Consider the following 26138-nt stretch of genomic DNA (forward strand, 5'->3'; position numbering starts at 1 on the left):
AGTAGAGAACGAGAAATATGGCGGAGCAAGATCCGCCGGCGGAAGCGGCCCTTGGGCCCGACAGTGCACAAGCCAGGCCGGACTCGCGGCCCGGCGGCGGAGAACGGTCTAGGCCCGGTTCCGCTGGCAACGCCGGCGGCCAGCCCGGAAACGGGGGGCTGGACGAACAGTCGCGCAGGAAGAAGGGGCATCCCAACGGCGGGGGCAGACAGTCCTACGCCGCGATCGACCTCGGCACCAACAACTGCCGCCTGCTGATCGCGCGCCCCTCGGGCGAGAACTTCACCGTGATCGACGCGTTCAGCCGCGTGGTCCGGCTCGGCGAAGGCATCGCGCAGACCGGCAAGCTTTCCGAGCAGGCGATGGACAGGACGATGGCGGCGCTGCAGGTCTGCGCCGACAAGCTGCGCCGACGCAACGTCTTCCTCGCGCGCTCGGTCGCGACCGAAGCCTGCCGCCGGGCCGCGAACGGCCCCCAATTCATCGAACGCGTGCGCAGGGAGACGGGCATCGCGCTCGACATCATCAGCGCGCGCGAGGAGGCGCGGCTGGCGGTGCTGGGCTGCCACGTCCTGCTCGAACAGGGCCGCGGCCCGGCGATGATCTTCGATATCGGCGGCGGCTCGACCGAACTGGTGCTGATCGAGAGCACCGACACCGTGCCGCGCATCCTCGACTGGCAGTCCGTGCCCTGGGGCGTGGTCTCGCTCACCGAGACCTGCGGCAAGGAAGGCGCGAGCCTTGAGGAACGGCGCGATCGCTACCGCCACATGCATTCGCTGGTAAGCGAGAGCTTCGCGGCCTTCGCGCAGCGCACCGAATCGGCGCGCGCCACGGCCAGCAGGGACGGCGGCCTTCGCCTGCTCGGCACCAGTGGCACCGTCACCACGCTGGCGAGCCTGCATCTCGAGCTGCCGCAGTACGACCGCCGCGCGGTCGACGGGCTGATCGTCCCCGCCAATTCGATGCGCGACATCAGCACGCGGCTGTCCTCGATGTCGATCGCCGAGCGCCGCGAAGTCAATTGCATCGGACGCGAGCGGGCGGACCTCGTCGTCGCCGGCTGCGCGATTCTCGAATCGATCCTCGACTTGTGGCCCGCGGCGCGGCTCGGCGTCGCCGACCGGGGGATTCGCGAGGGCATCCTGCGCAGCCTGATCACCTCGCACGGCCACGGCGAGCGGCTCCATGCTGGTGGTCGCGACATCGGGATCGAACGGCGATGAGCCGTTCGGGACGCGATCCGGGCGAGCGCCTGCGCAGCGCCAAAAAGCGCTCGACCAGTTCGGCGCGCTGGCTGACGCGCCAGCTCAACGATCCCTACGTCAAGCAGGCCAAGGCCGACGGCTATCGCAGCCGCGCCGCCTACAAGCTGATCGAGCTCGACGAGAAGTTCGCGATCCTCAAGGGCGTGAAGCGCGCGGTCGACCTCGGCATCGCGCCCGGCGGCTGGAGCCAGGTGCTGCGCAAGCACAACCCGTCGGCGCGGATCGTCGGCATCGACCTGCTGCCGACCGAGCCGATCGAGGGCGTCACCATCTTCCAGATGGACTTCATGGCCGACGAAGCGCCCGAAGCACTGGAACAGGCGCTGGAAGGCCCGCCCGACCTCGTCCTGTCCGACATGGCCGCCAACACCGTCGGCCACAAGCAGACCGATCACCTACGAACGATGGGTCTGGTGGAAACGGCGGCGGACTTCGCGATCCGGACGCTCGCGCCGGGCGGGGCCTTCGTCGCCAAGGTCCTGGCGGGCGGCACCGACGCCACGCTGCTGACCCTGCTCAAGCGCCACTTCGCCAGCGTCAAGCACGCCAAGCCGCCCGCGAGCCGCAAGGGATCGTCGGAATGGTATGTCGTCGCGAAAGGCTTCAAGGGGCGCTAGGCCGCCTCTCGCATGTCGAGAGGGGCTGGCAGCCTGTCGGCGCGCGCGGCCTCGGCCGGGCTTAGTTCTGCCCGGCGTTGCCGACCGCCGCGTTTTCGGCGCCGGCGGGAAGTTCCTGAGTCATCGCCCCAGCCTCGGCGGCACCTTCGGGCTCGATACCGGCGGTGGCGGCCGCTTCGCCCTCGGCGCCTTCGGCCGCCGCATCGCCTGCCTCGGCCGCTTCGGGCGCGGGCGGGGCGGGGAGCGGCAGGTTGGAGCCCTGCGAATTGAGGTAGAGCATCAGGTTGGCGCGGTCTTCGGGCTTCGACAGACCGGCGAAGGTCATCTTGGTGCCGGGGGCAAAGGCCTTGGGACTCTTCAGCCACTCGTTGAGATTGTCGAAGTTCCAGGTACCGCCCACGCTCTTCAGCGCATCGGAGAACGCGAAGCCGCCCGCGCCCTGGCCGATGGCCTCGCCGAGCACGCCGTGCAGGTTCGGGCCGATGCCGTTCGCGCCGCCCGCATTGATCGTGTGGCACGACGCGCACTTGGCGAAGATCGACTCGCCCTTGGCCGCGTCGCCTTCCGCGAGCAGAGTCGCGACCGGAATTTCCTTGGCGCCGCCCTCTTCCTCGACGCCCTCGATCTCATAGCCCATCTCGTGCGGGCGATGCGGCTTGTCGGCGGAGAAATAGTGGTGGCTGAGGCTGGTCAGACCCAATCCGACGATGCCCGAAAATAGAACCCATCCCGCGATAGTGTTGAAACGGTCGTCCATCTTTGCGTTTCCCGCCCGGATTTTTTGCCCCTGAAGATGGCTGGCCTCTAGTGTCGCCGACCGTCAAGCGCAAGAGCCATTGCGGTTTTCCCTGCGGCGGCTTAAGCGCCGCTGCCGTCATGCATTCCTTTCCCGAACCCGCCCTGGCGCGCGTCGCCCAGATGACCGAGGCGGCCGCGGCCGATCCGGCGCGCGCGATCGCGTTTCAGGGCGCGCCCGGCTGCAACTCGCACCGCGCCGCCTGCGAATACGCGCCCGATTGCGTGCCGCTGCCGTGCTTCAGTTTCGAGGACGCGCTCGACGCGGTGAAGGAAGGCCGTGCCGACCGGGCGATGATTCCGATCGAGAATTCGGAGAACGGCCGCGTCGCCGACATCCATTTCCTGCTCCCCGAAAGCGGGCTCTCGATCATCGGCGAGCACTTCCTCGAGATCCGCTACGCCATCATGGGGCTTACCGAGGGACCGTTCGAGGCCGCCTACAGCCATCCCCAGGCGCTCGGCCAGACACGCCACTACCTGCGCGAGCGGGGGATCACGCCGATGTCCTACGCCGACACGGCGGGCGCGGCGGCCTTCGTCAAGGAGCAGGGCGACCCGCGCGCCTGCGCGGTCTCGCCCGCGCTCGCCGCCGACCTCTACGACCTCAAGATCGTCGAGGACAACGTCGCCGATGCCGACGACAACACGACGCGCTTCGTCGTGCTCGCGCGCGATCCGCTCGACGTCGCCGTGCTCGCCGGTCGCCCGGCCATGACGACCTTCATCTTCGAGGTGAAGAACATTCCCGCCGCGCTCTACAAGGCGCTGGGCGGCTTTGCCACCAACGGCGTCAACATGACCAAGCTCGAAAGCTACCAGGTCGGCGCGAGCTTCGCCGCGTCCACGTTCTATGCCGATATCGAAGGCGCACCGGGGGACCAGCGGGTCGATCAGGCGATGGCGGAACTGGCGTTCCACTGCAAGTACGTGCGCCTGCTCGGCAGCTATGCGCAGGCGCGCAAGCGCGGCTGACGGCGAGCCCCGCCGGGCGTGCCCTCGCACTGGCGCTTGCGCGGCCCCTCGGGCCATGCCACCTAGGCGCTCGTGACGCTGGAGGGCCCACAGATCGCGGGATCGACTGCAGCACGGGACGCGGCTCGGGACTGGGCGGCGGTCCGGGCCTCCGAGGCGATCCAGTATGCCCCGCTCCCGCCCGCCAAGCCGCCCGAGCCGCCTGCCTGGCTGAAATGGCTCAACGATTTGCTCGAAAGCGTGTTCGGCCCCATCGGCCGGCTGCTCGGCACTTCGGCTGACGCGGTGAAATACGGCTTGCTGGCGATCGCTGTGATCGTGGTGCTGGTGGCGCTGTGGCGGCTGGTGCTGTCGCCGCTGCTCGACAAGTGGCGCGCGGCCGGCGACGAGGCCGGCGACTGGACGCCCGGCGCGCACGCCGCCGCGGCGCTGCTCGACGAGGCCGACCGGCTGGCCGCCGAGGGACGCTACGGCGAGGCCACTCACCTGCTCCTGCATCGCAGCGTCGAGCATATCGCCGAGACGCGGCCCGAATGGCTGCTGCCGGCCAGCACCGCGCGCGAAATCGCCACGTTCCCGATGCTGTCCGAGCAGGCGCGCGTCGCCTTCGCGGTGATCGCGACGCGGGTCGAGCGCTGCGCCTTCGCCCTGCGCGATCTCGACGCCGATGACTGGCACGCCGCGCGCGAGGCCTATTCGCGGTTCGCGCTCGCCGGATTCGCCGCGTGAGCGCGAACGCCTCGCCTTTCTCGCGGCGTGCGGCGCTGCTGCTGGTGGGCTTCGGCGCGCTGGCGTTCCTGGCGGTGCTCTGGCTGCTCGCGACCGACATCGGCGGCGGCTCGACCAACGATGGCGGCGCCCATGCGGGCGGACGCGGCCTCAACGGCTATGCCGCGCTCGCCGACCTTGCCGAACGGCGCGGCTTCCCCGTGCGCCGCTCGCGCAGCGAGGCCGCGTTCGAGCAGCCCGGACTGCTCGTGCTGACGCCGCCGCACTACGCCGATCCGCAAGCGATCGACCGGACGATCCGCAACCACCGCCTCCATGGCCCGACCGTCTTGGTCCTGCCCAAGTGGCTCGCGTTCCCGGCGGTGCCGCAGTTGACCGACGGCAAGGCCAGGAAGGGCTGGGTCATGCTCTCCGGCTTCGGCAAGGCCGGCTGGGCCGACGAGATCGCGGCTATCGGCGCGCTCGACGCCGAGGTGGAGAAAGTCGCGCAGGGGGAGGCCGGATGGAAGGGCTTCGGACGAGCCGGACGCCTGCCCGATGCCCGCGCCGTCCAGACCGTGTCGAGCGGCAGGATCGCGGCGATGGTGCGCGATGCGCGCGGCCAGACGCTCGTCGGCTATCTCGACGACCGCACCGCCACGTCCGATCTCGAAGCCGCCGCGGGGCGTGAACCCGAAAGCAAGCCCCCGGCGTTCGACGGCGGATTTCCGGTCATCATCGTTGCCGAGCCGGACCTGCTCGACAACTGGGGCATGGCCGACGAGACCCGCGCGATGGCCGCGCTCTCGCTGCTGCGCGCGGCGACCGGGGGCGAGCGCATGCCGGTGGTGTTCGACCTCACCTTCAACGGACTTGGCCGCTCGGCGAACCTGCTCACTCTCGCCTTCACGCCGCCGTTCCTGGCGGCGACGCTGTGCCTGCTCATGGCCGCGCTGGTCGTCGCCTGGCGGGCCTTCGCGCGGTTCGGCCCGCCGCTCGCGCCCGAGCGCGCGATCGCTTTCGGCAAGCGCGCGCTGGTCGCCAACACCGCCGGGCTGATGGTGCGCGCGCGCCGCTTCCACCTGCTGGGGCGGCCCTATGTCGAACGCGCGCGCGAGCGGCTGGTGAGCGCGCTCGCGCTGCCGCGCCATCTCGATCCCGCCGCCGCCGATGCCGCGATCGATCGCGCCGCGACCGCGCGCGGCGAGGACGAGCACGCGTTCACGTCGGCCGCCGGACGCCTGCTGAGCGCCCGCGATCCACATCATCTCGTGCGCGCCGCGCTCGACCTCCATGCCCTCGAAAGGAAGCTCATCCGATGACTGACACCGCACCGGCTGGCCCCGCACCGCTCGGCCCCGCACCGCTCGGCATCGCCGAAGTGGGCCGTTTCGCGGAGGCGATTCGCGGCGAGATCGCCAAGGCCATCGTCGGCCAGGCCGAGACCGTCGACAGCCTGCTGATCGCGTTGCTTTCGCGCGGGCACGTCCTGCTCGAAGGCCCGCCGGGGACCGCCAAGACCTTCCTCGCGCAATGCTTCGCCGCGACGCTGGGGCTCGACTTCAACCGCATCCAGTTCACCCCCGACCTTATGCCCGGCGACATCCTCGGCTCGAACCTGTTCAATTTCCAGACGAGCCAGTTCACGCTCACGCGCGGGCCGATCTTCTGCGACCTGCTGCTCGCCGACGAGATCAACCGCACGCCGCCCAAGACACAGGCGGCGCTGCTCGAGGCGATGCAGGAGCGCCGGGTCACGCTCGACGGCGCGCCGCACGCGCTGCCCGAGCATTTCCTGGTCGTCGCGACGCAGAACCCGATCGAGAGCCAGGGCGTCTACCCGCTGCCCGAAGCGCAGCTCGACCGCTTCCTGTTCAAGCTGCTGATGCCCTATCCCAGCCTCGAGGAAGAGCGCGCGATCGTCACCCGCTTCGGCGAGCGCAAGGGCCTGCCCGACCCGGAGGCGCTGGGCATCGCGCGCGTCGCCGACGCCGCCACGCTCGCCGCCGCGGTGGCGACGGTGGGAGGCGTGACGCTGGCCGAAAGCGTGGTCGACTACATCGTGCGGCTGGTGCGCGCCACGCGCGAGAGCCCCGATCTTTCGAGCGGCGCGAGCCCGCGCGCGGCAGTGCTGCTCGCTGGCGCCGCTCGCGCCCGCGCTGCGCTTGACGGGCGCGACTACGTGGTGCCCGACGACGTGAAGGCGCTGGCGGTCGCGGTGCTGCGCCACCGCCTGCTGCTGAGCCCCGCCGCCGAAATCGAGGGCAAGCAGGTCGAGGCGCTGGTGGCGCAAATGGTCGAGCAGACCGAGGCGCCGCGCTAGGCGATGGCGCGGCGGCTCGCCCTCGTCCCGACGATCCGCGCCGCGGTCCTGCTCGCGCTCGCGGCCCCGGTCGCGCTGCTGCTCGGAGCGGTCGCGCCCGGCGCCTGGATCGCGGCGCCTGCGCTATGCGCGGTGCTGCTCGGGCTGATCCTGCTCGACGCCCTGCTCGCCGGCTCCTGCGAGGCGTTCCACATCGTCGTGCCGGGTGATGTCGAGGTCGGCGCGCCCGAAACGATCGTGGCGCAGGCGCAGTTCGCGCGCGGGCGACGCTCGCGGGCCGAGGCGGTGATCGCCTGCGATCCGCGCCTCGCGCCCGGCGGCCGGCTGGCGCTCGCGACGGTGCTCGCGAAAGGCTCCGCACGGGGTGAGCGCGAGGTCCGGCCGAACCGGCGGGGCACCGCGCGGATCGCGCGCGCCTGGCTGCGCTGGGACGGGCCGCTCGGCCTCGGCGCGCGCCAGATCGCGCGCGAGCCGGACATCGAGGTGCGCATCTGGCCCAACGTCGGCGACGTGCGCTCGCCCGCGCTGCAAACCTACCTACGCGATGCCCAGTTCGGCCTGATCGCCCGCCGGATTCGCGGCGAAGGCACCCAGTTCGAAGCGCTCGCCGAATACCAGCCGGGCATGGACCGCCGCCGCATCGACTGGAAGGCCTCGGCCCGTCACCTCCACCTCTACGCCAAGGAAAACGAGACGGAGCGCAACAACCAGATCGTCTTCGCCTTCGACTGCGGGCAGGCGATGTGCGAGCCGATCGCGGGCATGCCCCGGCTCGACCGCGCGGTGACCGCGGCGCTGACCACCGCGTACGTCGCGCTCAAGGGCGGCGACCGCGTCTCGCTGTTCGGCTTTGCCGCGAGGCCGCTGCTGTCGAGCCCCTTCGTTGCCGCCCCGCGCGACTTCCACCGCCTCCAGCGCGCCGCCGCGAGCCTCGATTACCGCAGCGAGGAGCCCAATTTCACCCTCGCGCTCGCCTCGCTCGCCGGGCAATTGCAGCGCCGCTCGCTGGTGGTGGTGTTCTCCGATTTCACCGATCCCACCAGCGCCGAACTGATGATCGAATCGGTCTCGCGGCTGGTCTCGCGTCATCTGGTGCTGTTCGTGACCATGGTCGACGAGGAACTCGAGGCGATCTCGGCGGAGCGGCCGGGCGACATCTCGGCGCTGTCGATGGCGGTCTCGGCCGACCTGCTGCTGCGCCAGCGGGCGCTCGTCACCCGCCGGCTGCGCCAGCTCGGGGTCGACGTGATCGAGGCGCCGCACCATCTTGTCGGCACGCGGCTGATCGACGCCTACCTCGCGATCAAGCGGTCGGGAGCGCTGGGATGAGCGCGGCCGAACCGATCGACGCGATCCGCGCCGCGGCGCTGCGCTCCGACCGCTTCCGGCTCGAGCGCGAGGCCGACTGGCAGCGGCTCGAACATATCGTCACGCAGATGGAAAAGGGCCGGCTGCGGCGCATTTCCGACGAAGACCTGCTCGCCCTGCCCGGACTTTACCGCACTGTCGCCTCGAGCCTGTCGATCGCGCGCGAGACCTCGCTCGACGCGGCGACGCTCGCCTATCTCGAAGCGCTGGTGAAGCGCGCCTGGTTCGTCGTCTACGGCCCGCGCTCGTCGCTCGGCGCCTGGCTGCGCGGCTTTCTCGGCGGCGGCTGGAGCCGCGCGGTCCGCGCGATCGGGTTCGACATTCTCGTCGCGCTCGCGGTCATGGTGGCGGGCACCGTGGTCGGCTGGCTGCTCGTCGCGAGCGACACCGAGTGGTTCTACACGCTCGTGCCCACCCAGTTCGCCGACGCGCGCGTGCCCGGCGCCAGCGCCGAGGCGCTGCGCGGCACGCTGTTCGGCCAGAGCGAACGCGGCGGCCTGAGCGTGTTCGCCGCCTACCTGTTCAGCAACAACGCGCAGGTCTCGATCCTGGCCTTCGCGCTCGGCTTCGCCTTCGGGCTCCCCTCGCTGCTGCTGCTGGTCAAGAACATGGCGGTGCTCGGCGCCATGCTCTGGCTCTACCACGGCGCGGGGCTCACGCTGGACTTCGCCGCATGGATCGCGGTCCACGGCACGACCGAACTCTTCGCGATCCTGCTCGCGGGCGGAGCGGGGCTCCACATCGGGCGATCCATGGCCTTTCCCGGCGCGCGGCCGGTGCTCCAGGCGGCTGCGGAGGCGGGCCGCCGGGCCGCGCTGGTGATGACCGGCGTGGTGCTGATGCTGGTCGTCGCGGCCGTGCTCGAGGGTTATGCCCGCCAGCTCGTCGACAACACCGGCGGGCGCCTCGCGATCGGCGGGACCATGCTGGCCTTGTGGATCGCCTACTTCCTCGCCGTAGGGCGGCGGCGCGACGAAGTCCGGGCATGAGCACGGCGGCGATCACCTCGCACGGCGCGCACGCGCACGAGCACGCGCGCGCGCGCGTCCTCGTCACTCCCGAGGGCGTGAGCCTGCCCTTCGTCATCGCCAGCCGCAGTTCGCGCGCCGGAGCGCTGATTCTCGATCTGGTGATCATTCTCGTGCTGATGGTGGCGACCACCGTCGCGCTGGTGTCGATCGCGGGCGGCACCGCCGCGATCGCGCGGTCGGTGACCGAAAGCGGCGGCGCGGCGCAGGTCTTCGAATTCCTGATCGTCGCGTGGATCGTGGCGATGTTCCTGTTTCGCAACGCCTATTTCCTGTTCTTCGAGCTCGGACCACGCGGCGCGACGCCCGGCAAGCGGATCGCCGGCATCCGCATCGCCGCGCGCGACGGCGGGCGGCTGAGCGCGGAAATGGTGATCGCGCGCAACCTGCTGCGCGATATCGAGCTGTTCCTGCCGCTGGTGTTCCTCGCCTCGGCCGGAGCCGAAAGCGGCCCCGCCTGGATCGCCGCGACCGCGTGGATCCTCGTCTTTCCGCTGTTCCCGCTGTTCAATCGCGACCGGCTGCGCGCGGGCGATATTGTGGCCGGAACCTGGGTGGTCGAAGCGCCGCGTCACAAGCTCGAGGCGGCGATGACGGTCCTGCCGCAAGCGGGAAAGCAGACCGAGGCTGGCCGCGGCTATCGCTTCACCGACGCGGAACTCGCAGTCTACGGCGAGTACGAATTGCAAACGCTCGAGCGCGTGCTGCGCCAGCATCGCGCCGATGCGATCGTGCCGATTCATGAGGCGATCGCCAACAAGATCGGCCGGCAGGACGGCACCGGCGACGAACGCGCTTTCCTCGAAGCCTATTACACACAATTGCGCGCGCGGCTGGAAAGCGGCATGCGGATGGGCCGGCGCAAGGCCGACAAGTTCGCGGAGGAGCCATGAACCCCGATCGCCTCGGTACCGGTTCGCGCGGGCCCGATTCGCTGCGGATCGTCCGCGACGATCTCGCGGGAGCCGAAATCCTCGCGCTGCTGCAGTTCCATCTCGACGAGATGCACCGCTGGTCGCCCGCCGAGAGCGTCCACGCGATGCCCGCCGAGCGGCTGCGCCAGCGCGACGTGACGTTCTTCTCCGCCTGGGATGGAGACGTGCTCGCGGGCTGCGGCGCGATCAGGCACCTCGACGCGGCGCACGGCGAGATCAAGTCGATGCGCGCCGCCCCCGACTATCGCGGCAAGGGCGTGGGCAAGGCGATCCTGCTTCATCTCCTCGCCGAGGCACGGGCGCGCGGCTATACGCGCGTGAGCCTCGAGACCGGTCGGCCCGAACCGTTCATGCCCGCGCAGGCGCTCTATCGCGCGCACGGCTTCACCGAATGCGCGCCCTTCGCCGACTACGTGCTCGACGGTTTCAGCATCTGCATGACGCGCGCGCTCTGACCGCGCGGACGGGTGCCGGGGGCGACCACGGCAAACCCCCGAAGGATCGCCGTCGCCGCCCCCGGCTGGGCTGACTACTTCGCCCAGGTATACTGGCGGAACAGCATGCTGCCCGAAAGGTGGCGGTATTCGGCGCGCTTGCCCGAAGCGGCCTGAAGCTGCTCTTCGGTGGCCTTGGCATGGGCGAGGTAGGCCGCGTCGCGCTTCTTCGATTCCTCGGGCGATGCGAACGATGGGAACCAGGTGACGAGATAGACGTCGGGTTCGCCGTCGCGGGGGAACTCGTTGATCCAGATCTGATAGTCGCTGATCCAGCCCTGCGACTTGGCGAAATCCTGCGAACTGCGCCACATCCCGGCGAGATGGTTGGCGTATTCCAGCGAATGGCCGTCGTCGATCGTGATCATGCTGACGTCGACATAGCTGGCCGGATCGATCGGCCAGGCGCTCTGCGCCGAAGCGGTCGTGGGAGCCGCGAATGCAAGCGCGGCGGCGGCGGCAAGGATGCGTGCTGTTTTCATGGCCCTGTCCCCTGTTCGGTTCAGTCACCTAGGCTGAATACACAGATGACACGCCATCCTCGCCCGGTGACGATCAATATAAACGGCATTTTTATTCGGGATGACCTCTGGAGGTTGAGCAATTACGATTAGTGAGTAAAATTAAAACTTCAAAAAATTGGTCGGTCGTGAATAGTTTGCACGATATCATTAGTATAATCGCCCTGTCGGCATCTATCGAAGGCGACAATCGCGCCTGCGGGATGCTCCAACCGGGATTGACGCGCGGCCCCGCGCGATCGAAGAGACGGGCGATGAACCTGAGACACGCCCGGCCCGATGATGCCGCCGCGCTCGCCGCGTTCGGCAGCGACGCCTTTTGCGCCGCCTTCGCCCATCTTTACGATCCGGCCGATCTCGCCAGCTTTCTCGGGGCGAGTCACACCGAAGCGGCGGTCGCCGCCGAGATCGCCGACCCGGCGATGCGGGTGATGCCAGCCGAACGCGACGGCGCGCTCGTGGGCATGTGCAAGCTGCGCCTGGCCTGCGGCTGGCCCGCGCACGCGCGCGGGCGTCGTGCGATCGAGCTCAAGCAGCTCTACACGCTGCCCGCGCGCACCGGCACCGGGATCGGCGCGGCGCTGATGGACTGGGCGCTCGGCGAAGCACGCGGCGGCGGCGCCGACGAGATCCAGCTATCGGTCTGGAGCGGCAACCATGGCGCCCAGCGCTTCTATGCGCGCCACGGCTTCGCCAAGGTCGCCGACATCACCTTCTGGGTCGGCAAACAATGCGACGAGGAGTTCCTCTTCGCGCGGATGCTCGATTGAGCCCGCCGTTCACCGATACCCCGCGCTAAGGCCGCGTGCCCGTCAGCGGGAACGAGCCGAAGGGGCCGTTGGCGTTTTCTCCAGTCATCTCGCCGTCCTCGACGGTGACGTCGTAGGAGATCGTGATCGGCATCGGCATGCTCGCCTTGCCCTCGAACTTCGCGCGGCCGTCCTTGACCGCTCCGGCGACCTCGACGCTGCCCTGGTCGGCGGCGACGGTGCCGGTCACCGCGTTGCCGTTGACCTTGAGGTCCATCACCGCCTTCTGCGGACCGACCGGCGACTGGATGACGATGTTCCACTTGCCCGCGAAGTCCTGCGGCCTGGCGGTCGCCTTGGGCGCGTTGCGCTTTTCCATAAGCGCTTTCTTCTCGCCCGGCGCCTGCTGCGCGCGCGTGCGCAGGTAGAAGCGCAAGTTCTCCAGCTCGGTGTCGGTGAACCGCGGGAACGGCGGCATGCCGTTCATCTTGAGCGCGCCCTCCTTGACGATCGCGCGGAAGGTCTCGGCGTCGGTGATCACCGGCGAATAGCGCAGGTCGGGCGCGGCGCCGCCGCCCACCGCGTTCCAGCCGTGGCACACGAGGCAGGCGCGCGTGGCGAAGAGCATGAAACCCTTCTGCGTGCGCGCGGGATCGGGGGCGTAGCCCGGGTCCTCGGGGGGGACCGGCTCGACATAGGCCAAGGCCGGGATCGTGTCGGTGCCGCCGAGCGCGAAGGTCAGCACGCGGCGCGGCAGGCGATAGTCGGTGCGCCAGGCGGCGTTGGCGATCGACTGCATGCCCGCGCCCTGTCCGCCCGCGCCGGTGATCACGGTGACGTATTGCCTGCCGTTCATCCGGTAGGAGATCGGCGCGCCGACGATCGGCGCCTGCGCCTTGAACGACCACAGTTCCTTGCCGGTCTCGGCATCGCGCGCGACGAACTTGCCGTCGATCTGGCCTTCGAACACCAGCCCGCCCGCGGTCGCCATGACGCCTCCCGGCCAGGAGCCGGGCAGCTCGACCTTCCACGCCTCGGTCTGGGTCTCGGGATTCCAGGCCTTGAGGAAGCTGCGGTGACCGCCGGGAAGCTCGACTTCGGGGATCAGCGTCACCCCCATGCCCGCGGTGATCTCACCGCCGCCCTCCTGCCCTTCGCCGATCAGCGCGCCGTTCTCCAGCACCGGAATGTAGACGAGCCCGGTTCGCGGCGAATAGGCCTGCGGCATCCACGAGTGCGCGCCCGTCGGTCCGGGCCAGAGCTCGAACATGCCCCGCTTGCCGTTGTAGCGGATGCCCGGGTTCTCGACCGGACGGCCGGTCTTCGGATCGATCTTCTCGGCCCAGGTGACCTTGGCGATCTTCTCGGCCGAGAGGAATTCGCCGGTCGCCCGGTCGAGCACGTAAAAGAAGCCGTTCTTGGGCGCCTGCATCAGCACCTTGCGCTCCTTGCCGTCGACCTCGACGGTGGCGAGCGTCATGTCGGTGGTGGCGGTGCAGTCCCACTGCTCGCCCGGGCAGACCTGATAGTGCCAGCGGTATTCGCCGGTATCCGCGTCGACCGCGACGATCGAGGCGAGGAACAGGTTGTCGCCACCGCCGGGGCTGCGCTTGTCGCGGTTGTAGGGAAAACCGTTGCCGACGCCGAGGTAGACGAGGTTCAGGTCCGGATCGTAGCTGAAGGCGTTCCACGCGGTGCCGCCGCCGCCGCGCCGCGAGCCGTCCTCGTTCTTCCAGCCCGACGGCCAGGTCTTGCGCATGACCGCCTCGGCCTTGCGGTTGGCCGGCGTCACTTCGTCGCCGGGCGTCGTGTAGAAGCGCCAGGCGAGCTTGCCGGTATCCGCGTCGTAGGCCGAGACGAAGCCGCGCGCCGGGCTGATGTCGGCGCCGCCGAAGCCGACGATCACCTTGCCCGCGTAGACGCGCGGCGCGCCATTCGAGTTGCGCGGGGAATCGTCTGGGTAATCGTAGGTCTTCCACACTTCGCCGCCGGTCCTGGCGTCGAGCGCGATCACGTAGCCATCGGTGGTGACGAGGAACACGCGCCCCTTGTCATAGGCGATGCCCTTGTTGCCCCACGAGAGTTGCAGCGAGGAGGTCGCGCGTTCACGCGTGCCGCCGTCGTATTCCCAGAGCTGCCGGCCGGTTTCCGCATCGAGCGCGCGAATGTGCGAGTGTCCGCTGGTAAGGAAGACCTTGCCTTCGGCCATGAGCGGGGTCGAGGCGGTGTAACCGGGCTCGAGGTCGAAGTGCCAGGCGAGCTTGAGATCGGCGACGTTGCCGGTGTCGATCTCGTCGAGCGGGCTGTAGTGCGCCTCGTGCCCGGTGCGGCCCCAGCTCGGCCATTCGTCAGGGTCGGCGACAAGCGCGGCTTCGATCGGATCGGCGGGCCGGTTGCACGAGCCCAGAAGCGCCGCCGCCAACAAAGCGACTCCGATACCGATTGCGCGCACCCATGCTTCTCCCGTGTTCGTTCGGGCGCGCGTAACAGGCACGGGAAATGGGTGGAAGGACTTGTGCGCCCGTGTGGATCATAAATCGCCCGCGCGTAAACGCAGGCCCCGGCCTCCTTGCGGAGCCGGGGCCTGCGTAAGCGGCAGTTGCTGCCAGGGGAAACGCGTCAGACCGCGCCGACGCCAACCGGGATCGGCGTGCCTTGCTTCAGGTAGATGCGGTTGTCGTCGATCTTCTCAACCTGCTCGAACGGAATGTAGTGATGCGCGCCGTCGCTGCTGTCCGACCGGGTAAGCTTGATGCGCTCATCGACGACCTCGTCGACCGTGCCGACGTGCTGACCGGTGCTGTCCGCGACTTCCATATGTTCCTTGATGCGTAGCTTCTCAAACATGAGAACTCCCTTAGTTTATCAATGAGTTACACCAATAGAACGGTTTCGCGGGTCAGATCGTTCCGGTGCTCGTCGCGTGCAGGCAACGGCTCGCGGAGTCCTCCGCTGCATCCCCTTGCGCACGATCCGCAGGCTTGGCCGGGGGGAGATCATATCGGAAAATTCCGATGGATGTTGACCCCGCCTTCCTATCGGCTATTCCCGATGGAATGACCGACGACGAGGCCCTCGGCGCGCTTGCGGCGCTTGCCCATCCGACACGGCTCAACGCCTTCCGGCTGCTGGTCGCGCATGAGCCCGAGGGGCTCGCGACCGGTGAACTCGCCGACGCGGCCGGGCTCGGACAGAGCACGTTTTCGACGCATCTCGCGGTGCTGGCGCGCGCCGGGCTGGTCACTGCGGAGAAGCGCGGGCGCAATCAGATACAGCGCGCGCGAATCGATACGCTGCGCGCGCTGATGGTGTTTCTGGCCCGCGACTGCTGCCGCGGCCGCGCCGAACTGTGCGAGCCGCTGCTGGCGGATCTCGTCCGATGCTGAGGTTCGCGGGCCGGCGACGGCGGCGCTGAATTGCAAGGAGAACCGGCCATGTCCACGCAAGTTGCCGCGCCCGCCTCACCGCTCGGCATGTTCGAGCGATACCTTTCGGTCTGGGTGGCGCTGGCGATCGTGACGGGCATTGCGATCGGGCTTGCCGCGCCCGACGGCGTGCGCACGCTCGCCGGTCTCGAATACGCTTCCGTCAATCTGGTGGTCGCGGTGCTGATCTGGGCGATGATATACCCGATGATGGTCGGGGTGGATTTCGCCAGCGTGCGCGGCATCGGCCGCAAGCCCAAGGGACTGGCGATCACGCTCACGGTCAACTGGCTGGTGAAACCGTTCACCATGGCGGCGCTGGCGGTGCTGTTCTTCGACTATTTCTATGCGGGCGTGATGCGCCCGGACGAGGCCGACCAGTACATCGCCGGATTGATCCTGCTGGGCGCGGCGCCCTGCACCGCGATGGTCTTCGTCTGGTCGCAGATGACCCGGGGCGATCCCGCCTATACGCTGGTGCAGGTAGCGGCGAACGATCTCGTCATGATCGTGGCGTTCGCGCCGATCGTGGCGCTGCTGCTCGGGGTGACCGAGATCGCGGTCCCGTGGCGGACGCTGCTGCTGTCGGTCGCGCTCTATGTCGTGATTCCGCTCGTCGCGGGTGCGTTCACCCGCCGGCGGCTGGTCTCGACGCACGGTGGCGACGCTTCGGCGATCGATGCCTTCACCGCCCGGCTCAAGCCCTGGTCGATCGTCGGCCTGCTGGCCACGGTGGTGCTGCTCTTCGCATTCCAGGCGGAAACCATCGTGGCCAATCCGGTGCTGATCGTGCTGATCGCGATTCCGATCCTGATCCAGTCTTACGGCATCTTCGCGCTGGCCTATCTCTGGGCCCGGCTCTGGCGCGTGCCGCACAACATTGCCGCGCCTTGCGCACTGATCGGAACCTCGAATTTCTTCGAACTGGCCGTCGCCGTTGCGATCGGCCTGTTCGGGCTGACCAGCGGCGCGGCATTGGCGACGGTGGTCGGCGTGCTCGTCGAGGTTCCGGTGATGCTCTCGCTGGTCGCCTACGCCAACCGCACGCGCGGACGCTTCACCCAGCCGCCCCGGGAGACGCGTTAGGGCTGCGCGCCGAGCCCGAAAGAGGCGTCGCCGCGCCCGGCGAGGAGCACCGCGTTGGCGTCGATGCCGTCGATCATCGAGACCGGCAGCGATTCGGGCGCGTCGCCGCTTGCCGTGAGCATGATCTGGTCGCCGCGGACTTCCGCGACGGTTCCCAGAACCTTCCCTTCGGAGTCAATCACCTGCATGTGCTCGCGAATGGTTCCGGCGAAGGTTCGGAAGGTTCGGGCGCCTGCAGGTATCGGCCCGGCGCTGGCATTGACGCCCGAGCCGCCTTGCGTTTGGGACTGCGTCACTGGAATACTCCGTGATTGCGGTAACCGCATGGTCGAGTGTCATGGAAAACGGTGCACGCGACAAGATGTTTCCCGGAACACGCGTGTTTTTCGCTGTGGATTCCGGGACGGGGAGAGGGAGATCGCCATAACCAGCACCAAAGCGCGCCGCGTCGTCACCGGGCTCGATGCCGCGGGAAAGAGTTGCGTGATCATCGACGGCGGCGTGCCGATCACCGGCGCGGCCGGCGGCATGGCCTGGCAGACCGCGAGCATCCCCGCCGACAACGCGGGCCGCGATGATGCCGCCGGACCCTTCGACTTCGCGCATATCCACCGCGGCGGCAGCACGTTCCTGCTCGTCGAGATTCCGCCCGATGCGGAAGCCTGCATGCACGCCACCGATACGCTCGACTATGCCGTGGTGATCGCGGGCGAGGTGGTGCTCGTCCTCGAGACGGAGGAAACGGTACTGCGCGCGGGCGACTTCCTCGTCGATCGCGGCGTGCTCCACGCTATGCGCAACGATACCGACGAGACCGCCACGATGGCGGTGGTGACGCTTCCCGCGCATCCGGTCGGCAAGGGGCGGACGGTGTGAGCCGGCGGGTCGTCACCGGTCTCGACGAGGCGCAGCGCTCTTGCGTGATCGTCGACGGGCCGGTCCATCGTTTCGGCGCGGGCGACGGCGGCTATGTCTGGCGTACCGAGGCCGTCCCCGCAGACAACGCGGGCCGCGCCGACATCGCCCCGGTCGATTTCTCCTACGACCTGTTCCACGGCGGAGGCACGAACTTCTTCTACGTCGAGATGGCGCCCGGCACGGCTTCCAGCGTCCACGCCACCGACACGATCGACTACATCACCATGATTCGCGGCGCGGTCGTGCTCGTGCTGGACACGTGCGAAGTGCTGCTGCGCGCGGGCGACCTCGTGGTCGATCGCGGCGTGATCCATTCGTGGCGCAATGACGGGCCTGACGCGTGCGCCTACGCCGTCGTTACCGTGCCCGCGTATCCGGTGGGGGAAGGAAGAACCGTATGAGCATGACCCCACGCCGCGTCGTCGCCGGGCTCGGGCCCGGGGGCCGCAGCCGCCTCGTCGCCGACAGCGCGGTCGCGCCGCTCGATCTCGGCACGATGAAGATCGCGCAGCTCTGGACCGGCGCCCTGGCGGCCCGGGCCGACAGCGCCGCCCCGCTCGCGGACGCCTCGGCGCAATTTCGCTTCGAGCAGCTCGCCGAGCCGGTCTACGCCTGGATGCTCGCCGAATACGCGCCGGGTCTCGGCAAGGACGATCCGGGGATGCACGCCACGGCCACCGCCGACCACTTCTATGTGATCGAAGGCGAGGTGGTCCTGGTGCTCGAAGAAGAAGAGGTCGTGCTGCGCGCGGGCGATGCCGGGGTCTGCCGCGCCGTCGTGCACGGCTGGCGCAACGACAGTGACAAGGTGGCGCGCGTCGTCACCTTCGTCCTACCCGCAACGGAGGCGAAATGATGGCGGACAAGATCGTACTTCACGGCATGGGGAGCCCCAACGTGATCAAGGTGGTGATGATGCTCGAGGAATGCGGGCTCGACTACGAGCTGCGCCACGTCGCGGTGTTCGCGCAGGAGCAGTTCGATCCCGCGTTCCTCGCGCTCAACCCGCTCGGCAAGGTGCCGGTGCTCGAGGACCCGCAGCTCGGCGTGCCGCTCGCCGAATCGGGCGCGATCCTGCACTGGCTCGCCGAGCGCGAGGGACGGTTCCTGCCTTCGGGCCAGCCCGAGCGCGCCGAAGTCATGCAGTGGCTCATGGTGCAGATGGCGAACTATGGCCCGATGCTCGGCCAGTTCACCCACTTCAACCTGGTGCCTGCGGGTTCCCAGCCCTATGCGCACGCGCGCTACGGCGCGATCGCGGAGCGGCTCAACCAAGTGCTCGACGCGCGGCTGGAGGGGCGCGAATGGCTTGCCGGCGACGCCTATTCGATCGCCGACATCGCGACGCAGCCCTGGGCCTGGTACGTCGAGCGCCACGGCTTCGACCCCGCCGCCTTCCCCCGCCTCGTCGCGTGGCGCGAGCGGATCGCGCAACGTCCGGCGGTGCAGCGCGCGCTGGCGCGCGCCGAGGACGCCTTCTCGCAACCCGCCGAACAGACCCGCAAGGCCGCCTCCGACGCCGATCTCGACCGCTTCTTCGGCCGCAGCGAGAAGGTGCCGCAGACCGACTATTCGATCGTGCGGAACATGTAACGAACCACACAAGGGCTTGCGTGCGGAGGATTTCCGATGCCCATCATATGGGATCACCAAGCTGTGCAAAGATTCTCGCGCACCCTCCCATCGAGGCGAAAAGTCCTTATCTTCGTTGGCCGTGCCGCGCCCCAAGGCGCCTCGCGCGATTCACTCGAAAAACCTCGCCCGGAGCCGATTCATGCCCCTCCTCGAAGCCCGCAAGACCTACAAGCCCTTCGAATATCCCTGGGCCTACGAGTTCTGGAAGCGGCAACAGCAGATCCACTGGCTGCCCGAGGAAGTGCCGCTGGGCGAAGACTGCCGCGACTGGGCGCAGAAGATTTCCGAGCACGAACGCAACCTGCTCACCCAGATCTTCCGCTTCTTCACGCAGGCCGACGTCGAGGTGCAGGACTGCTATCACGAGAAGTACGGCCGCGTCTTCAAGCCAACCGAGATCAAGATGATGCTCACCGCCTTCTCCAACATGGAGACGGTGCACATCGCGGCGTACTCGCACCTGCTCGACACGATCGGCATGCCCGAAAGCGAATACGGCATGTTTCTCGAATACGAGGAGCTGAAGGCCAAGCACGACTACCTGCAACTGTTCGGCGTCGATTCGGACGAGGACATCGCGCGCACGCTCGCCATGTTCGGCGGGTTTACGGAGGGACTGCAGCTCTTCGCCAGCTTCGCCATGTTGATGAACTTCCCGCGCTTCAACAAGATGAAGGGCATGGGCCAGATCGTCACCTGGTCGATCCGCGACGAATCGCTGCACTGCGAAGGCATCACCAAGCTGTTCCACACCTTCGTCAAGGAACGCGGCTGCCTGACCAAGGCGGTCAAGGAAGACATCATCGATTGCTGCCAGAAGACCGTGCGGCTGGAAGACGCCTTCATCGATCTCGCCTTCGAGATGGGCCCGGTCCCCGGCATGAGCGCCAAGGACATCAAGCGCTACATCCGCTACATCGCCGACTGGCGCCTCGGCCAGCTTGGCCTGCCCGCGATCTACATGATCGAGGACCACCCGCTCCCGTGGCTCACGCCGCTGCTCAACGGCGTCGAGCACGCCAACTTCTTCGAGACCCGCGCGACGGAATATTCGAAGGGCGCCACCCGCGGTGACTGGAACACCGTCTGGGCGAACTTCGATCAGCGCAAGAAGGCCAAGGCGGCGAACGAGGAAACCGAGGACGACGGCAGCGAGCCCGGCCTGTTCGGCGAGGGCGTCGCGGCGGAATAGGCGGGCAGCGCCGCCGTCGCGGGCGTGTGCATTGCGACCATGAACGCGTGGCCGCGTTCCTTGCTCGGCGAGCGCGAAAAGGCGCCGGCCTGACTCTCCCGCGAGTCTCGGGACGTATGGTCCGGCGGCCAGCCGGATTTTCGTTTCGGGCTCTACCGATCGCGCAGGCGCAGGCGGCGCAGGGCCCACCAGGCCGCGCCGCCGACGGCGCCGCCGAGCAGCAGCAGCTTGCCGATCGCGCTGGCGGTGACCGTCAATGCGCCGACGGTAACCCCCCAGAAAAGCTGCGACATGATCGCCATGAACGTGTTCATCGCCCCATGATCGGGTGCGCCGCGTGTCGGGTCAAGGCGACGGCTGGGTGCGTTCCCGGAGCAAGTCTTAATTGACGATCAATCGATCACGGTTAATATTCGGGCTATCGCGGGATGGACAGGAGCAACTGCCATCGAAGGTTTGGCACCCTTTGCGCTCGCGATTTTGACGAGCCTTGTCGCGATCACGCCCGCCGGGGCGCAGGCGCTGCGCGCCGGACCCGATCCCGCGATCGAGGCGCTGGATTTCTACGTCGGCAACTGGAACCAGACGGGCACGACCCGCCGCGACCCGCGCAGCGACTACCGGCCGCTGACCGGCAGCGAAAGCTGCTCGTGGGTCGACGGCAAGACCGCGGTCGTGTGCCGCGAGATGGTCAGCGACGGTTCGGGAACGTCCGATACGCTCTACATGCTTAGTTGGGACCGGGCCGGCCAGCGCTATCTCGTGCAGGGCACCGACTATGCCACGGGCGCGGTGATCAACGGCACCGGCACGCTTTCGGGCGGGGTCTGGTTCTGGGATCTGGTCCAGCGCACCGACGAGGATCGCACCGTGCTGAGGCTGGTGTTCGAGCCCGGCGACGGCGGAGCGCGCAGGCTCACCGTGGGTCTCGACGATGCCAGCGGGACCTGGCCGACAATCCGGCGGATCACGTACACGCGCACCGTGCAAAAATCGGTGCCGACCGTCCGGCGCAGCATGATTCCGAGCACGCCGCAGCCCTCGGCCGCCCCACGTTCGTTCCGGCCCGCGCCCGCACCCGAACCGCAAGCGCCGGCAGGCAAGATCCCGGTGCCCGGGCTCCTGCCCTCACGCGATGCGCGCTCGGGTAACGCGGAGGCGTCCGGAGCCAAGACACCGATCCCGGTCCCGAAACTCCTGCCCGCGAAAGACGCGGACGAGCCCGGCGGCGAAAGGAAAGTCCCCGTACCCAAGCTCCTTCCGGCGCAGGACGCGGACGAGCCCAAATCCGCCGCGCCGCTTCCGGTCCCCAAGCTCCTGCCCGCCGGGGAGGCAGGCCAGCCCGAGAGCGCGAAGCGGGTTCCGATCCCCCAACTGCTGCCGGCCAAGGAGCCTGAAGAGGAAAAGCCCGCGCCGCGCTACCCGGTGCCCAGACTGCTGCCCGGACCGGACGACGATTCCGAAGCGCCCTGAGGCCGACGCGACAAGACGCGCGGCGCGCGGCGGCGCAGCCCGACGACCCCCGCCGACGCACCGATCGCAAGCGAAACCGGTCAGCCTACTGGCAGGCGAGGCACTCGTCGTAGTCGGTCTCGTCCGCCAGTTCGAACTTGGGCGCCTCGGACGTGTTGTCCGCCTCCACTCCCCCGGCGAAACCGGCGCGCTGCACCGACTTCGAGCGCAGGTAGTAGAGCGACTTGATGCCCTTCTCCCAGGCCTGGAAGTGCAGCATCATCAGGTCCCACTTGTCGACGTCGGCGGGGATGAAGAGGTTGAGCGACTGCGCCTGGTCGACGAACGGCGTGCGGTCGGCGGCGAATTCGAGCAGCCAGCGCTGGTCGATCTCGAAGCTCGTCTTGTACGTCGCCTTTTCCTCGGGGCTGAGGAAATCGAGATGCTGCACCGATCCGGCATGCTCGAGGATCGAGTTCCACACGTTGGTCGAATCCTTCGACTTCGCGGCGAGCAGCTTCTGCAGGTAGGGGTTCTTCACCACGAAGCTGCCCGAAAGCGTCTTGTGCGTGTAGATGTTCGCCGGGATCGGCTCGATGCAGGCCGAGGTGCCGCCGCAGATGATCGAGATCGACGCGGTCGGCGCGATCGCCATCTTGCACGAGAAGCGCTCCATCACGCCCACGTCGGCGGCGTCCGGGCAGGGCCCGCGCTCGTTGGCGAGCAGCATCGAGGCCTCGTTGGCCTTCTGGTTGATGTGCTGGAACATCTTGATGTTCCAGGCCTTGGCCATGGCGCTCTCGAAGGCGATGCCCTTCTTCTGCAGGAACGAGTGGAAGCCCATCACGCCCATGCCGACCGAACGCTCGCGCGCGGCGGAGTACTTGGCCCGCGCCATCTCGTCGGGCGCGCGCTCGATGTAGTCGGACAGCACATTGTCGAGGAAGCGCAGCACGTCCTCGACGAAGCGCTTCTCGCCGTGCCACTCGTCCCAGGTCTCGAGATTGAGCGAGGAGAGGCAGCATACCGCGGTGCGATCGGCGCCGAGGTGGTCGCGCCCGGTCGGCAGGGTGATTTCCGAGCACAGGTTCGAGGTCGAGACCTTGAGCCCCAGCTCGCGATGATGCTTCGGCATCATCCGGTTCACCGTATCGGAGAAGACGATGTAGGGCTCGCCGGTGGCAAGGCGCGTCTCGACCAGCTTCTGGAACAGCGAGCGCGCGTCGACCTTGCCGCGCACCGAACCGTCCTTCGGGCTGCGCAGCTCGAATTCCGAGCCTTCGCGCACCGCTTCCATGAACTCGTCGGTAAGCAGCACGCCATGGTGCAGGTTGAGCGCCTTGCGGTTGAAGTCGCCCGAGGGTTTGCGGATCTCGAGGAATTCCTCGATCTCGGGGTGGTGAATATCGATGTAGCAGGCCGCCGAGCCGCGCCGCAGCGAGCCCTGGCTGATCGCGAGGGTAAGCGAATCCATCACCCGCACGAAGGGGATGATGCCGCTGGTCTTGCCGTTGAGGCCGACCGGCTCGCCGATGCCGCGCACTTGGCCCCAGTAAGTGCCGATGCCGCCGCCGCGCGAGGCGAGCCAGACGTTCTCGTTCCAGGTGTTGACGATGCCCTCAAGGCTGTCGTCGACCGAGTTGAGATAGCACGAGATCGGTAGCCCGCGTCCGGTGCCGCCGTTCGAGAGCACGGGCGTCGCGGGCATGAACCACAGCTTCGAGATATAGTCGTAGAGCCGCTGCGCGTGCCCCTCGTCGTCGGCATAGGCATCGGCGACGCGCGCGAAGAGATCCTGGTACTTTTCGCCGGGCAGGAGATAGCGGTCGTCGAGCGTCTCCTTGCCGAATTCGGTGAGGAGCGCGTCGCGCGCCGGATCGACGGCGATATTGAAGCGCCGCTCGCGGATCGCCTTCGAATCCTCGCCGGCCTTCGCCTTGCGGTCCGCCTTGGGCTCCTCGACCAGATCGGCCGTGGCCTTGTCACTTCTTTCCGTCATGGCGATCGCCGAGCCCTTGCCCGCCTCCGTCTGTTCGAGAACCCCGTCGCTGGTTGCTGCTGCCACGTCTTCGCTTCCGATGTCCGCGTCGCTGCCGTTCCTGAAATCCACTGATCGCCCCTGTTAAGTTCGGGCCGTCCGCTCGGATGGCCCCCGCGTCCCGACGTTGCGTCCGATTCGGCTGGAGCGATCGCTCCCGCCTAGCAGATTGGGTACAAAAAGTGAACGAAAACACTCACCCCCTGCGCCCGAGCCGCGCTGTTCGATAAACGCGCCGCAGACCCGATTCCGAGAGGACGGCCCCTTGCCGTCAGCCTTGTCACGAAATCTAGGTGTTGCGCCCTAATGATCAGCGAGCCACAACCCATAGTGCCGTATCTGGAATCGGGCGCAAGGGGTGGGGCCGATTTCGAAGCGCCTCTCCGAAGGCGCGCGCAGCCGCCCCCTCCCCCTCGCGACGCGCGGGAAATCCGTCACTCCGCAAGACTGCAAGTCCAAAGTCGCTCTGGCTACACGACTATTTTTCCACATCAATTCGCGCCGAACGGAATCGGACATGCGACGAACCGTGAGCCCGCGCTGGCTCGCGCCGGTTGTCGGCCGCGCGCCATCTCGCCTGGTCCCTGTCGGCGGCGCCCGGCGTGCCGTCCGCGTTCCGCCGCTTATTCGGCGCGCCTGCGTGCAACCCCTTTGTCAAAGCGCGGTTCTAGCGCAGGGATGTCCCGGCTTCAGCGCGAGTCCAAAGGAGAAACCATGCTCAATATCATCGGCGCCATCATCAGCGGCCTCATCGTCGGCGCGCTAGCGAAGTGGTTCTATCCCGGCGTGGTGCCGATGAGCCTGATCGGCACGATCCTGCTCGGCGTCGGCGGCTCGCTGGTGGCCGGGCTCATCACCAGCCGGGGCCGCCGCGATTTCCAGCCGGCCGGCTGCCTCGCCTCGATCCTGGGCGCCATGGCGCTGATTTTCATCGGACGCGCGCTCGGGCTCGGCTTCTAGGGGGGCGAAACCCGCCGGGCGCCTAGAGCGCGTCACGGCACCAGCACCGTGTCATGCGCCTCGGGCAGCAGCGCGGGATAGTCGAGCGTGTAGTGCAGCCCGCGGCTCTCGTGCCGCTGCAGCGCGGAGGTGACGATCAGGTCGGCGCTCTGCAGCAGGTTGCGTAACTCGATCAGATCGGTCGAGACCCGGAAGTGGCGGTAATACTCCTCGATCTCGTCATTAAGCATCTTGATCCGGTGCTGGGCGCGCTCGAGCCGCTTGGTCGTGCGTACGATGCCGACGTAGTTCCACATGAAGCGGCGGATCTCGGTCCAGTTCTGCTTGATGACGACTTCCTCGTCCGAATCGGTGACGCGGCTTTCGTCCCAGGGATTGACTGGCGGCGGCTCGTCGAAGGCGTCCCAATGATCAAGGATGTCGGCCGCCGCAGCCTCACCGAAGACGAAGCATTCGAGCAGCGAGTTCGAGGCAAGGCGGTTGGCGCCATGGAGCCCGCTCTCGGTGCATTCGCCCGCAGCGTAGAGCCCGGGCAGATCGGTCTTGCCGTTGAGATCGATCAGTACGCCCCCGCAGGTGTAGTGCTGGGCGGGCACGACCGGGATCGGCTCGGTCGTCATGTCGATGCCCAGGCCCAGCAGTTTCTCGTGAATGGTCGGGAAGTGCTCCTTCACGAACTCGGGCGGCTTGTGGCTGATATCGAGGTGCACGTAATCGAGACCGTAGCGCTTGATCTGGTCGTCGATCGCGCGCGCGACAATATCGCGCGGCGCCAGTTCGAGCCGATCGTCGTATTCGGGCATGAAGCGATGGCCGGTGACCGGGTGCTTGAGCCGCCCGCCCTCGCCGCGCACCGCCTCGGTGATGAGGAAGTTCTTGACCTCGAGATTGTACAGACAGGTCGGGTGGAACTGCATCATCTCCATGTTCGAGACGCGCGCGCCCGCGCGCCAGGCCATGGCGATGCCGTCGCCGGTGGCGCCCCGGGGCGCCGTGCTGAACTGATAGACGCGGCCCGCGCCGCCGGTGGCGAGCACCGTCGCGCGCGCGACATGCGCTTCGACGTGGCCGGTCGCCTCGTCGAGCGCATAGACGCCCCAGACGCGACCCGAGCCCGAATAGCGCGCCTCGTGCCGTCCGGTGATGAGATCGATGCACGAACGCCCGGGCAGAAGCGTGATGTTGGGATTGGCCTCGGCCGCCTTGAGCAGCGCCGACTGCACCGCCCAGCCGGTCGCGTCGTTTACGTGGACGATGCGGCGGTGCGAATGCCCGCCCTCACGCGTGAGGTGCAGGCTGGGACCCTCGGTGTTGAAGGGCACGCCGAGTTCCACCAGCCGCTCGATCGCGAGCGGCGCGCGCTCGATCACGAACTCGACCGTCTCGAGGCGGTTGAGCCCGGCGCCGGCGATCATCGTGTCGCGAATGTGGTTCTCGAAAGTGTCGCCGGCATCGAGCACGGCGGCGATACCGCCCTGGGCCCATGCCGTGGAACCGCCGGTCAGCGAGCCCTTGGCGAGGACGAGCACTTTCAGGCGCTCGGCAAGCGCCAAGGCAGCGGTCAGTCCGGCGCCGCCCGATCCCACCACAACGACATCGTAGCCGTCCGTATTACGGTTTTGCGAATCCATTCACGCGCATTGCCGACAGA

General features: G+C 68.1%; 28 protein-coding genes. 20 read left to right on the plus strand and 8 right to left on the minus strand.

Going from position 1 to position 26138, the window contains the following annotated elements; genetic code table 11:
• Nucleotides 1-17 precede the first annotated feature (17 nt).
• Together B2G71_RS15745 and B2G71_RS15750 are read left to right on the plus strand one after the other, a co-directional pair.
• Nucleotides 18-1226, plus strand: a complete 1209-nt coding sequence (locus tag B2G71_RS15745; protein ID WP_098107473.1) for a Ppx/GppA phosphatase family protein — start codon at nucleotides 18-20, stop codon at nucleotides 1224-1226.
• Nucleotides 1223-1885, plus strand: coding sequence for an RlmE family RNA methyltransferase (locus tag B2G71_RS15750; RefSeq protein WP_098107474.1), 663 nt, complete (start codon nucleotides 1223-1225; stop codon nucleotides 1883-1885). Before B2G71_RS15745 ends, B2G71_RS15750 begins: the two co-directional genes overlap by 4 nt.
• A gap of 61 nt (nucleotides 1886-1946) precedes the next feature.
• Here the strand turns inward: B2G71_RS15750 and B2G71_RS15755 are convergent, their stop codons facing one another.
• Complete coding sequence (locus B2G71_RS15755; RefSeq protein ID WP_098107475.1) at nucleotides 1947-2642, minus strand: cytochrome c family protein; 696 nt, start codon at nucleotides 2640-2642, stop codon at nucleotides 1947-1949.
• A gap of 119 nt (nucleotides 2643-2761) precedes the next feature.
• Between B2G71_RS15755 and B2G71_RS15760 the strand changes: the two genes are divergently transcribed.
• The 8 genes from B2G71_RS15760 (at nucleotide 2762) to B2G71_RS15795 (ending at nucleotide 10472) form a co-directional block, all read left to right on the plus strand.
• Entirely contained in the window at nucleotides 2762-3655 is an 894-nt protein-coding gene (locus tag B2G71_RS15760) for a prephenate dehydratase (RefSeq protein ID WP_098107664.1), read from the plus strand.
• A 72-nt stretch (nucleotides 3656-3727) separates the two neighbouring features.
• Nucleotides 3728-4384 (plus strand): hypothetical protein, encoded by a 657-nt coding sequence (locus tag B2G71_RS15765; RefSeq protein WP_240530182.1) that lies wholly within the window; start codon nucleotides 3728-3730, stop codon nucleotides 4382-4384.
• Entirely contained in the window at nucleotides 4381-5685 is a 1305-nt protein-coding gene (locus tag B2G71_RS15770; RefSeq protein ID WP_240530183.1) for a DUF4350 domain-containing protein, read from the plus strand. The genes B2G71_RS15765 and B2G71_RS15770 overlap by 4 nt, the downstream gene beginning before the upstream one ends.
• Nucleotides 5682-6686: a MoxR family ATPase gene (locus tag B2G71_RS15775; RefSeq protein ID WP_098107479.1), complete on the plus strand. Its 1005-nt coding sequence runs from the start codon at nucleotides 5682-5684 to the stop codon at nucleotides 6684-6686. The genes B2G71_RS15770 and B2G71_RS15775 overlap by 4 nt, the downstream gene beginning before the upstream one ends.
• Before the next feature lie 3 nt (nucleotides 6687-6689).
• On the plus strand, nucleotides 6690-8015 hold the full coding sequence (locus tag B2G71_RS15780; RefSeq protein ID WP_098107480.1) for a DUF58 domain-containing protein: 1326 nt from the start codon (nucleotides 6690-6692) through the stop codon (nucleotides 8013-8015).
• The gene (locus B2G71_RS15785) at nucleotides 8012-9043 is read left to right on the plus strand and encodes a stage II sporulation protein M (RefSeq protein WP_098107482.1); all 1032 of its coding nucleotides are present in this window, start codon (nucleotides 8012-8014) and stop codon (nucleotides 9041-9043) included. The genes B2G71_RS15780 and B2G71_RS15785 overlap by 4 nt, the downstream gene beginning before the upstream one ends.
• Nucleotides 9040-9975, plus strand: a complete 936-nt coding sequence (locus B2G71_RS15790; RefSeq protein ID WP_098107484.1) for an RDD family protein — start codon at nucleotides 9040-9042, stop codon at nucleotides 9973-9975. Before B2G71_RS15785 ends, B2G71_RS15790 begins: the two co-directional genes overlap by 4 nt.
• A complete protein-coding gene (locus tag B2G71_RS15795) occupies nucleotides 9972-10472 on the plus strand; it encodes a GNAT family N-acetyltransferase (RefSeq protein ID WP_098107486.1) in 501 nt (166 codons plus the stop codon). Before B2G71_RS15790 ends, B2G71_RS15795 begins: the two co-directional genes overlap by 4 nt.
• Nucleotides 10473-10546: 74 nt before the next feature.
• Here B2G71_RS15795 and B2G71_RS15800 read toward each other — a convergent pair whose 3' ends face one another.
• Nucleotides 10547-10993 (minus strand): hypothetical protein, encoded by a 447-nt coding sequence (locus tag B2G71_RS15800; protein WP_098107488.1) that lies wholly within the window; start codon nucleotides 10991-10993, stop codon nucleotides 10547-10549.
• Between the two features lie 293 nt (nucleotides 10994-11286).
• Here B2G71_RS15800 and B2G71_RS15805 point away from each other — a divergent pair, with 293 nt between their 5' ends.
• Entirely contained in the window at nucleotides 11287-11802 is a 516-nt protein-coding gene (locus B2G71_RS15805; RefSeq protein WP_098107490.1) for a GNAT family N-acetyltransferase, read from the plus strand.
• A gap of 25 nt (nucleotides 11803-11827) precedes the next feature.
• On the opposite strand, the gene B2G71_RS15810 is transcribed toward B2G71_RS15805, so the two are convergent.
• Together B2G71_RS15810 and B2G71_RS15815 are read right to left on the minus strand one after the other, a co-directional pair.
• Nucleotides 11828-14203, minus strand: a complete 2376-nt coding sequence (locus tag B2G71_RS15810) for a PQQ-dependent dehydrogenase, methanol/ethanol family (protein ID WP_240530184.1) — start codon at nucleotides 14201-14203, stop codon at nucleotides 11828-11830.
• Between the two features lie 197 nt (nucleotides 14204-14400).
• The gene (locus tag B2G71_RS15815; protein WP_098107494.1) at nucleotides 14401-14628 is read right to left on the minus strand and encodes a DUF2171 domain-containing protein; all 228 of its coding nucleotides are present in this window, start codon (nucleotides 14626-14628) and stop codon (nucleotides 14401-14403) included.
• A 209-nt stretch (nucleotides 14629-14837) separates the two neighbouring features.
• On the opposite strand from B2G71_RS15815, the gene B2G71_RS15820 reads away from it, so the two are divergent.
• Together B2G71_RS15820 and arsB are read left to right on the plus strand one after the other, a co-directional pair.
• Entirely contained in the window at nucleotides 14838-15167 is a 330-nt protein-coding gene (locus tag B2G71_RS15820) for a metalloregulator ArsR/SmtB family transcription factor (RefSeq protein WP_098107495.1), read from the plus strand.
• Between the two features lie 48 nt (nucleotides 15168-15215).
• Complete coding sequence (gene arsB / locus B2G71_RS15825) at nucleotides 15216-16292, plus strand: ACR3 family arsenite efflux transporter (protein WP_098107497.1); 1077 nt, start codon at nucleotides 15216-15218, stop codon at nucleotides 16290-16292.
• Here the strand turns inward: arsB and B2G71_RS15830 are convergent.
• Nucleotides 16289-16588, minus strand: a complete 300-nt coding sequence (locus B2G71_RS15830) for a DUF2171 domain-containing protein (protein ID WP_240530185.1) — start codon at nucleotides 16586-16588, stop codon at nucleotides 16289-16291. The genes arsB and B2G71_RS15830 overlap by 4 nt on opposite strands.
• A 187-nt stretch (nucleotides 16589-16775) precedes the next feature.
• Between B2G71_RS15830 and B2G71_RS15835 the strand changes: the two genes are divergently transcribed.
• The 5 genes from B2G71_RS15835 to B2G71_RS15855 all read left to right on the plus strand — a co-directional run bounded on the left by B2G71_RS15835 (nucleotide 16776) and on the right by B2G71_RS15855 (nucleotide 20037).
• Entirely contained in the window at nucleotides 16776-17168 is a 393-nt protein-coding gene (locus B2G71_RS15835; RefSeq protein ID WP_098107501.1) for a cupin domain-containing protein, read from the plus strand.
• On the plus strand, nucleotides 17165-17611 hold the full coding sequence (locus B2G71_RS15840) for a cupin domain-containing protein (RefSeq protein ID WP_098107503.1): 447 nt from the start codon (nucleotides 17165-17167) through the stop codon (nucleotides 17609-17611). The genes B2G71_RS15835 and B2G71_RS15840 overlap by 4 nt, the downstream gene beginning before the upstream one ends.
• Nucleotides 17608-18066, plus strand: a complete 459-nt coding sequence (locus B2G71_RS15845) for a cupin domain-containing protein (protein ID WP_098107504.1) — start codon at nucleotides 17608-17610, stop codon at nucleotides 18064-18066. Before B2G71_RS15840 ends, B2G71_RS15845 begins: the two co-directional genes overlap by 4 nt.
• Complete coding sequence (locus B2G71_RS15850; RefSeq protein WP_098107506.1) at nucleotides 18066-18803, plus strand: glutathione S-transferase family protein; 738 nt, start codon at nucleotides 18066-18068, stop codon at nucleotides 18801-18803. The genes B2G71_RS15845 and B2G71_RS15850 overlap by 1 nt, the downstream gene beginning before the upstream one ends.
• 181 nt (nucleotides 18804-18984) lie before the next feature.
• Nucleotides 18985-20037: a ribonucleotide-diphosphate reductase subunit beta gene (locus tag B2G71_RS15855; protein ID WP_098107508.1), complete on the plus strand. Its 1053-nt coding sequence runs from the start codon at nucleotides 18985-18987 to the stop codon at nucleotides 20035-20037.
• A 152-nt stretch (nucleotides 20038-20189) separates the two neighbouring features.
• On the opposite strand, the gene B2G71_RS24150 is transcribed toward B2G71_RS15855, so the two are convergent.
• Nucleotides 20190-20351, minus strand: coding sequence for a hypothetical protein (locus B2G71_RS24150; RefSeq protein ID WP_168176380.1), 162 nt, complete (start codon nucleotides 20349-20351; stop codon nucleotides 20190-20192).
• A 166-nt stretch (nucleotides 20352-20517) separates the two neighbouring features.
• Between B2G71_RS24150 and B2G71_RS15860 the strand changes: the two genes are divergently transcribed.
• Nucleotides 20518-21510, plus strand: a complete 993-nt coding sequence (locus B2G71_RS15860) for a hypothetical protein (protein WP_141521588.1) — start codon at nucleotides 20518-20520, stop codon at nucleotides 21508-21510.
• Between the two features lie 85 nt (nucleotides 21511-21595).
• Here B2G71_RS15860 and B2G71_RS15865 read toward each other — a convergent pair whose 3' ends face one another.
• Nucleotides 21596-23599 carry a ribonucleoside-diphosphate reductase subunit alpha gene (locus B2G71_RS15865; RefSeq protein WP_098107511.1) on the minus strand — a complete coding sequence of 668 codons (2004 nt, stop codon included), beginning with the start codon at nucleotides 23597-23599 and terminating at the stop codon, nucleotides 21596-21598.
• A gap of 642 nt (nucleotides 23600-24241) precedes the next feature.
• On the opposite strand from B2G71_RS15865, the gene B2G71_RS15870 reads away from it, so the two are divergent.
• Nucleotides 24242-24487: a GlsB/YeaQ/YmgE family stress response membrane protein gene (locus tag B2G71_RS15870; protein WP_098107667.1), complete on the plus strand. Its 246-nt coding sequence runs from the start codon at nucleotides 24242-24244 to the stop codon at nucleotides 24485-24487.
• A 32-nt stretch (nucleotides 24488-24519) separates the two neighbouring features.
• On the opposite strand, the gene nadB is transcribed toward B2G71_RS15870, so the two are convergent.
• Nucleotides 24520-26118, minus strand: a complete 1599-nt coding sequence (gene nadB, locus B2G71_RS15875; RefSeq protein ID WP_098107512.1) for an L-aspartate oxidase — start codon at nucleotides 26116-26118, stop codon at nucleotides 24520-24522.
• Nucleotides 26119-26138 lie beyond the last annotated feature (20 nt).

The sequence above is a fragment of the Novosphingobium sp. PC22D genome, from assembly GCF_002556635.1.
Classification (GTDB): Bacteria; Pseudomonadota; Alphaproteobacteria; order Sphingomonadales; family Sphingomonadaceae; genus Novosphingobium.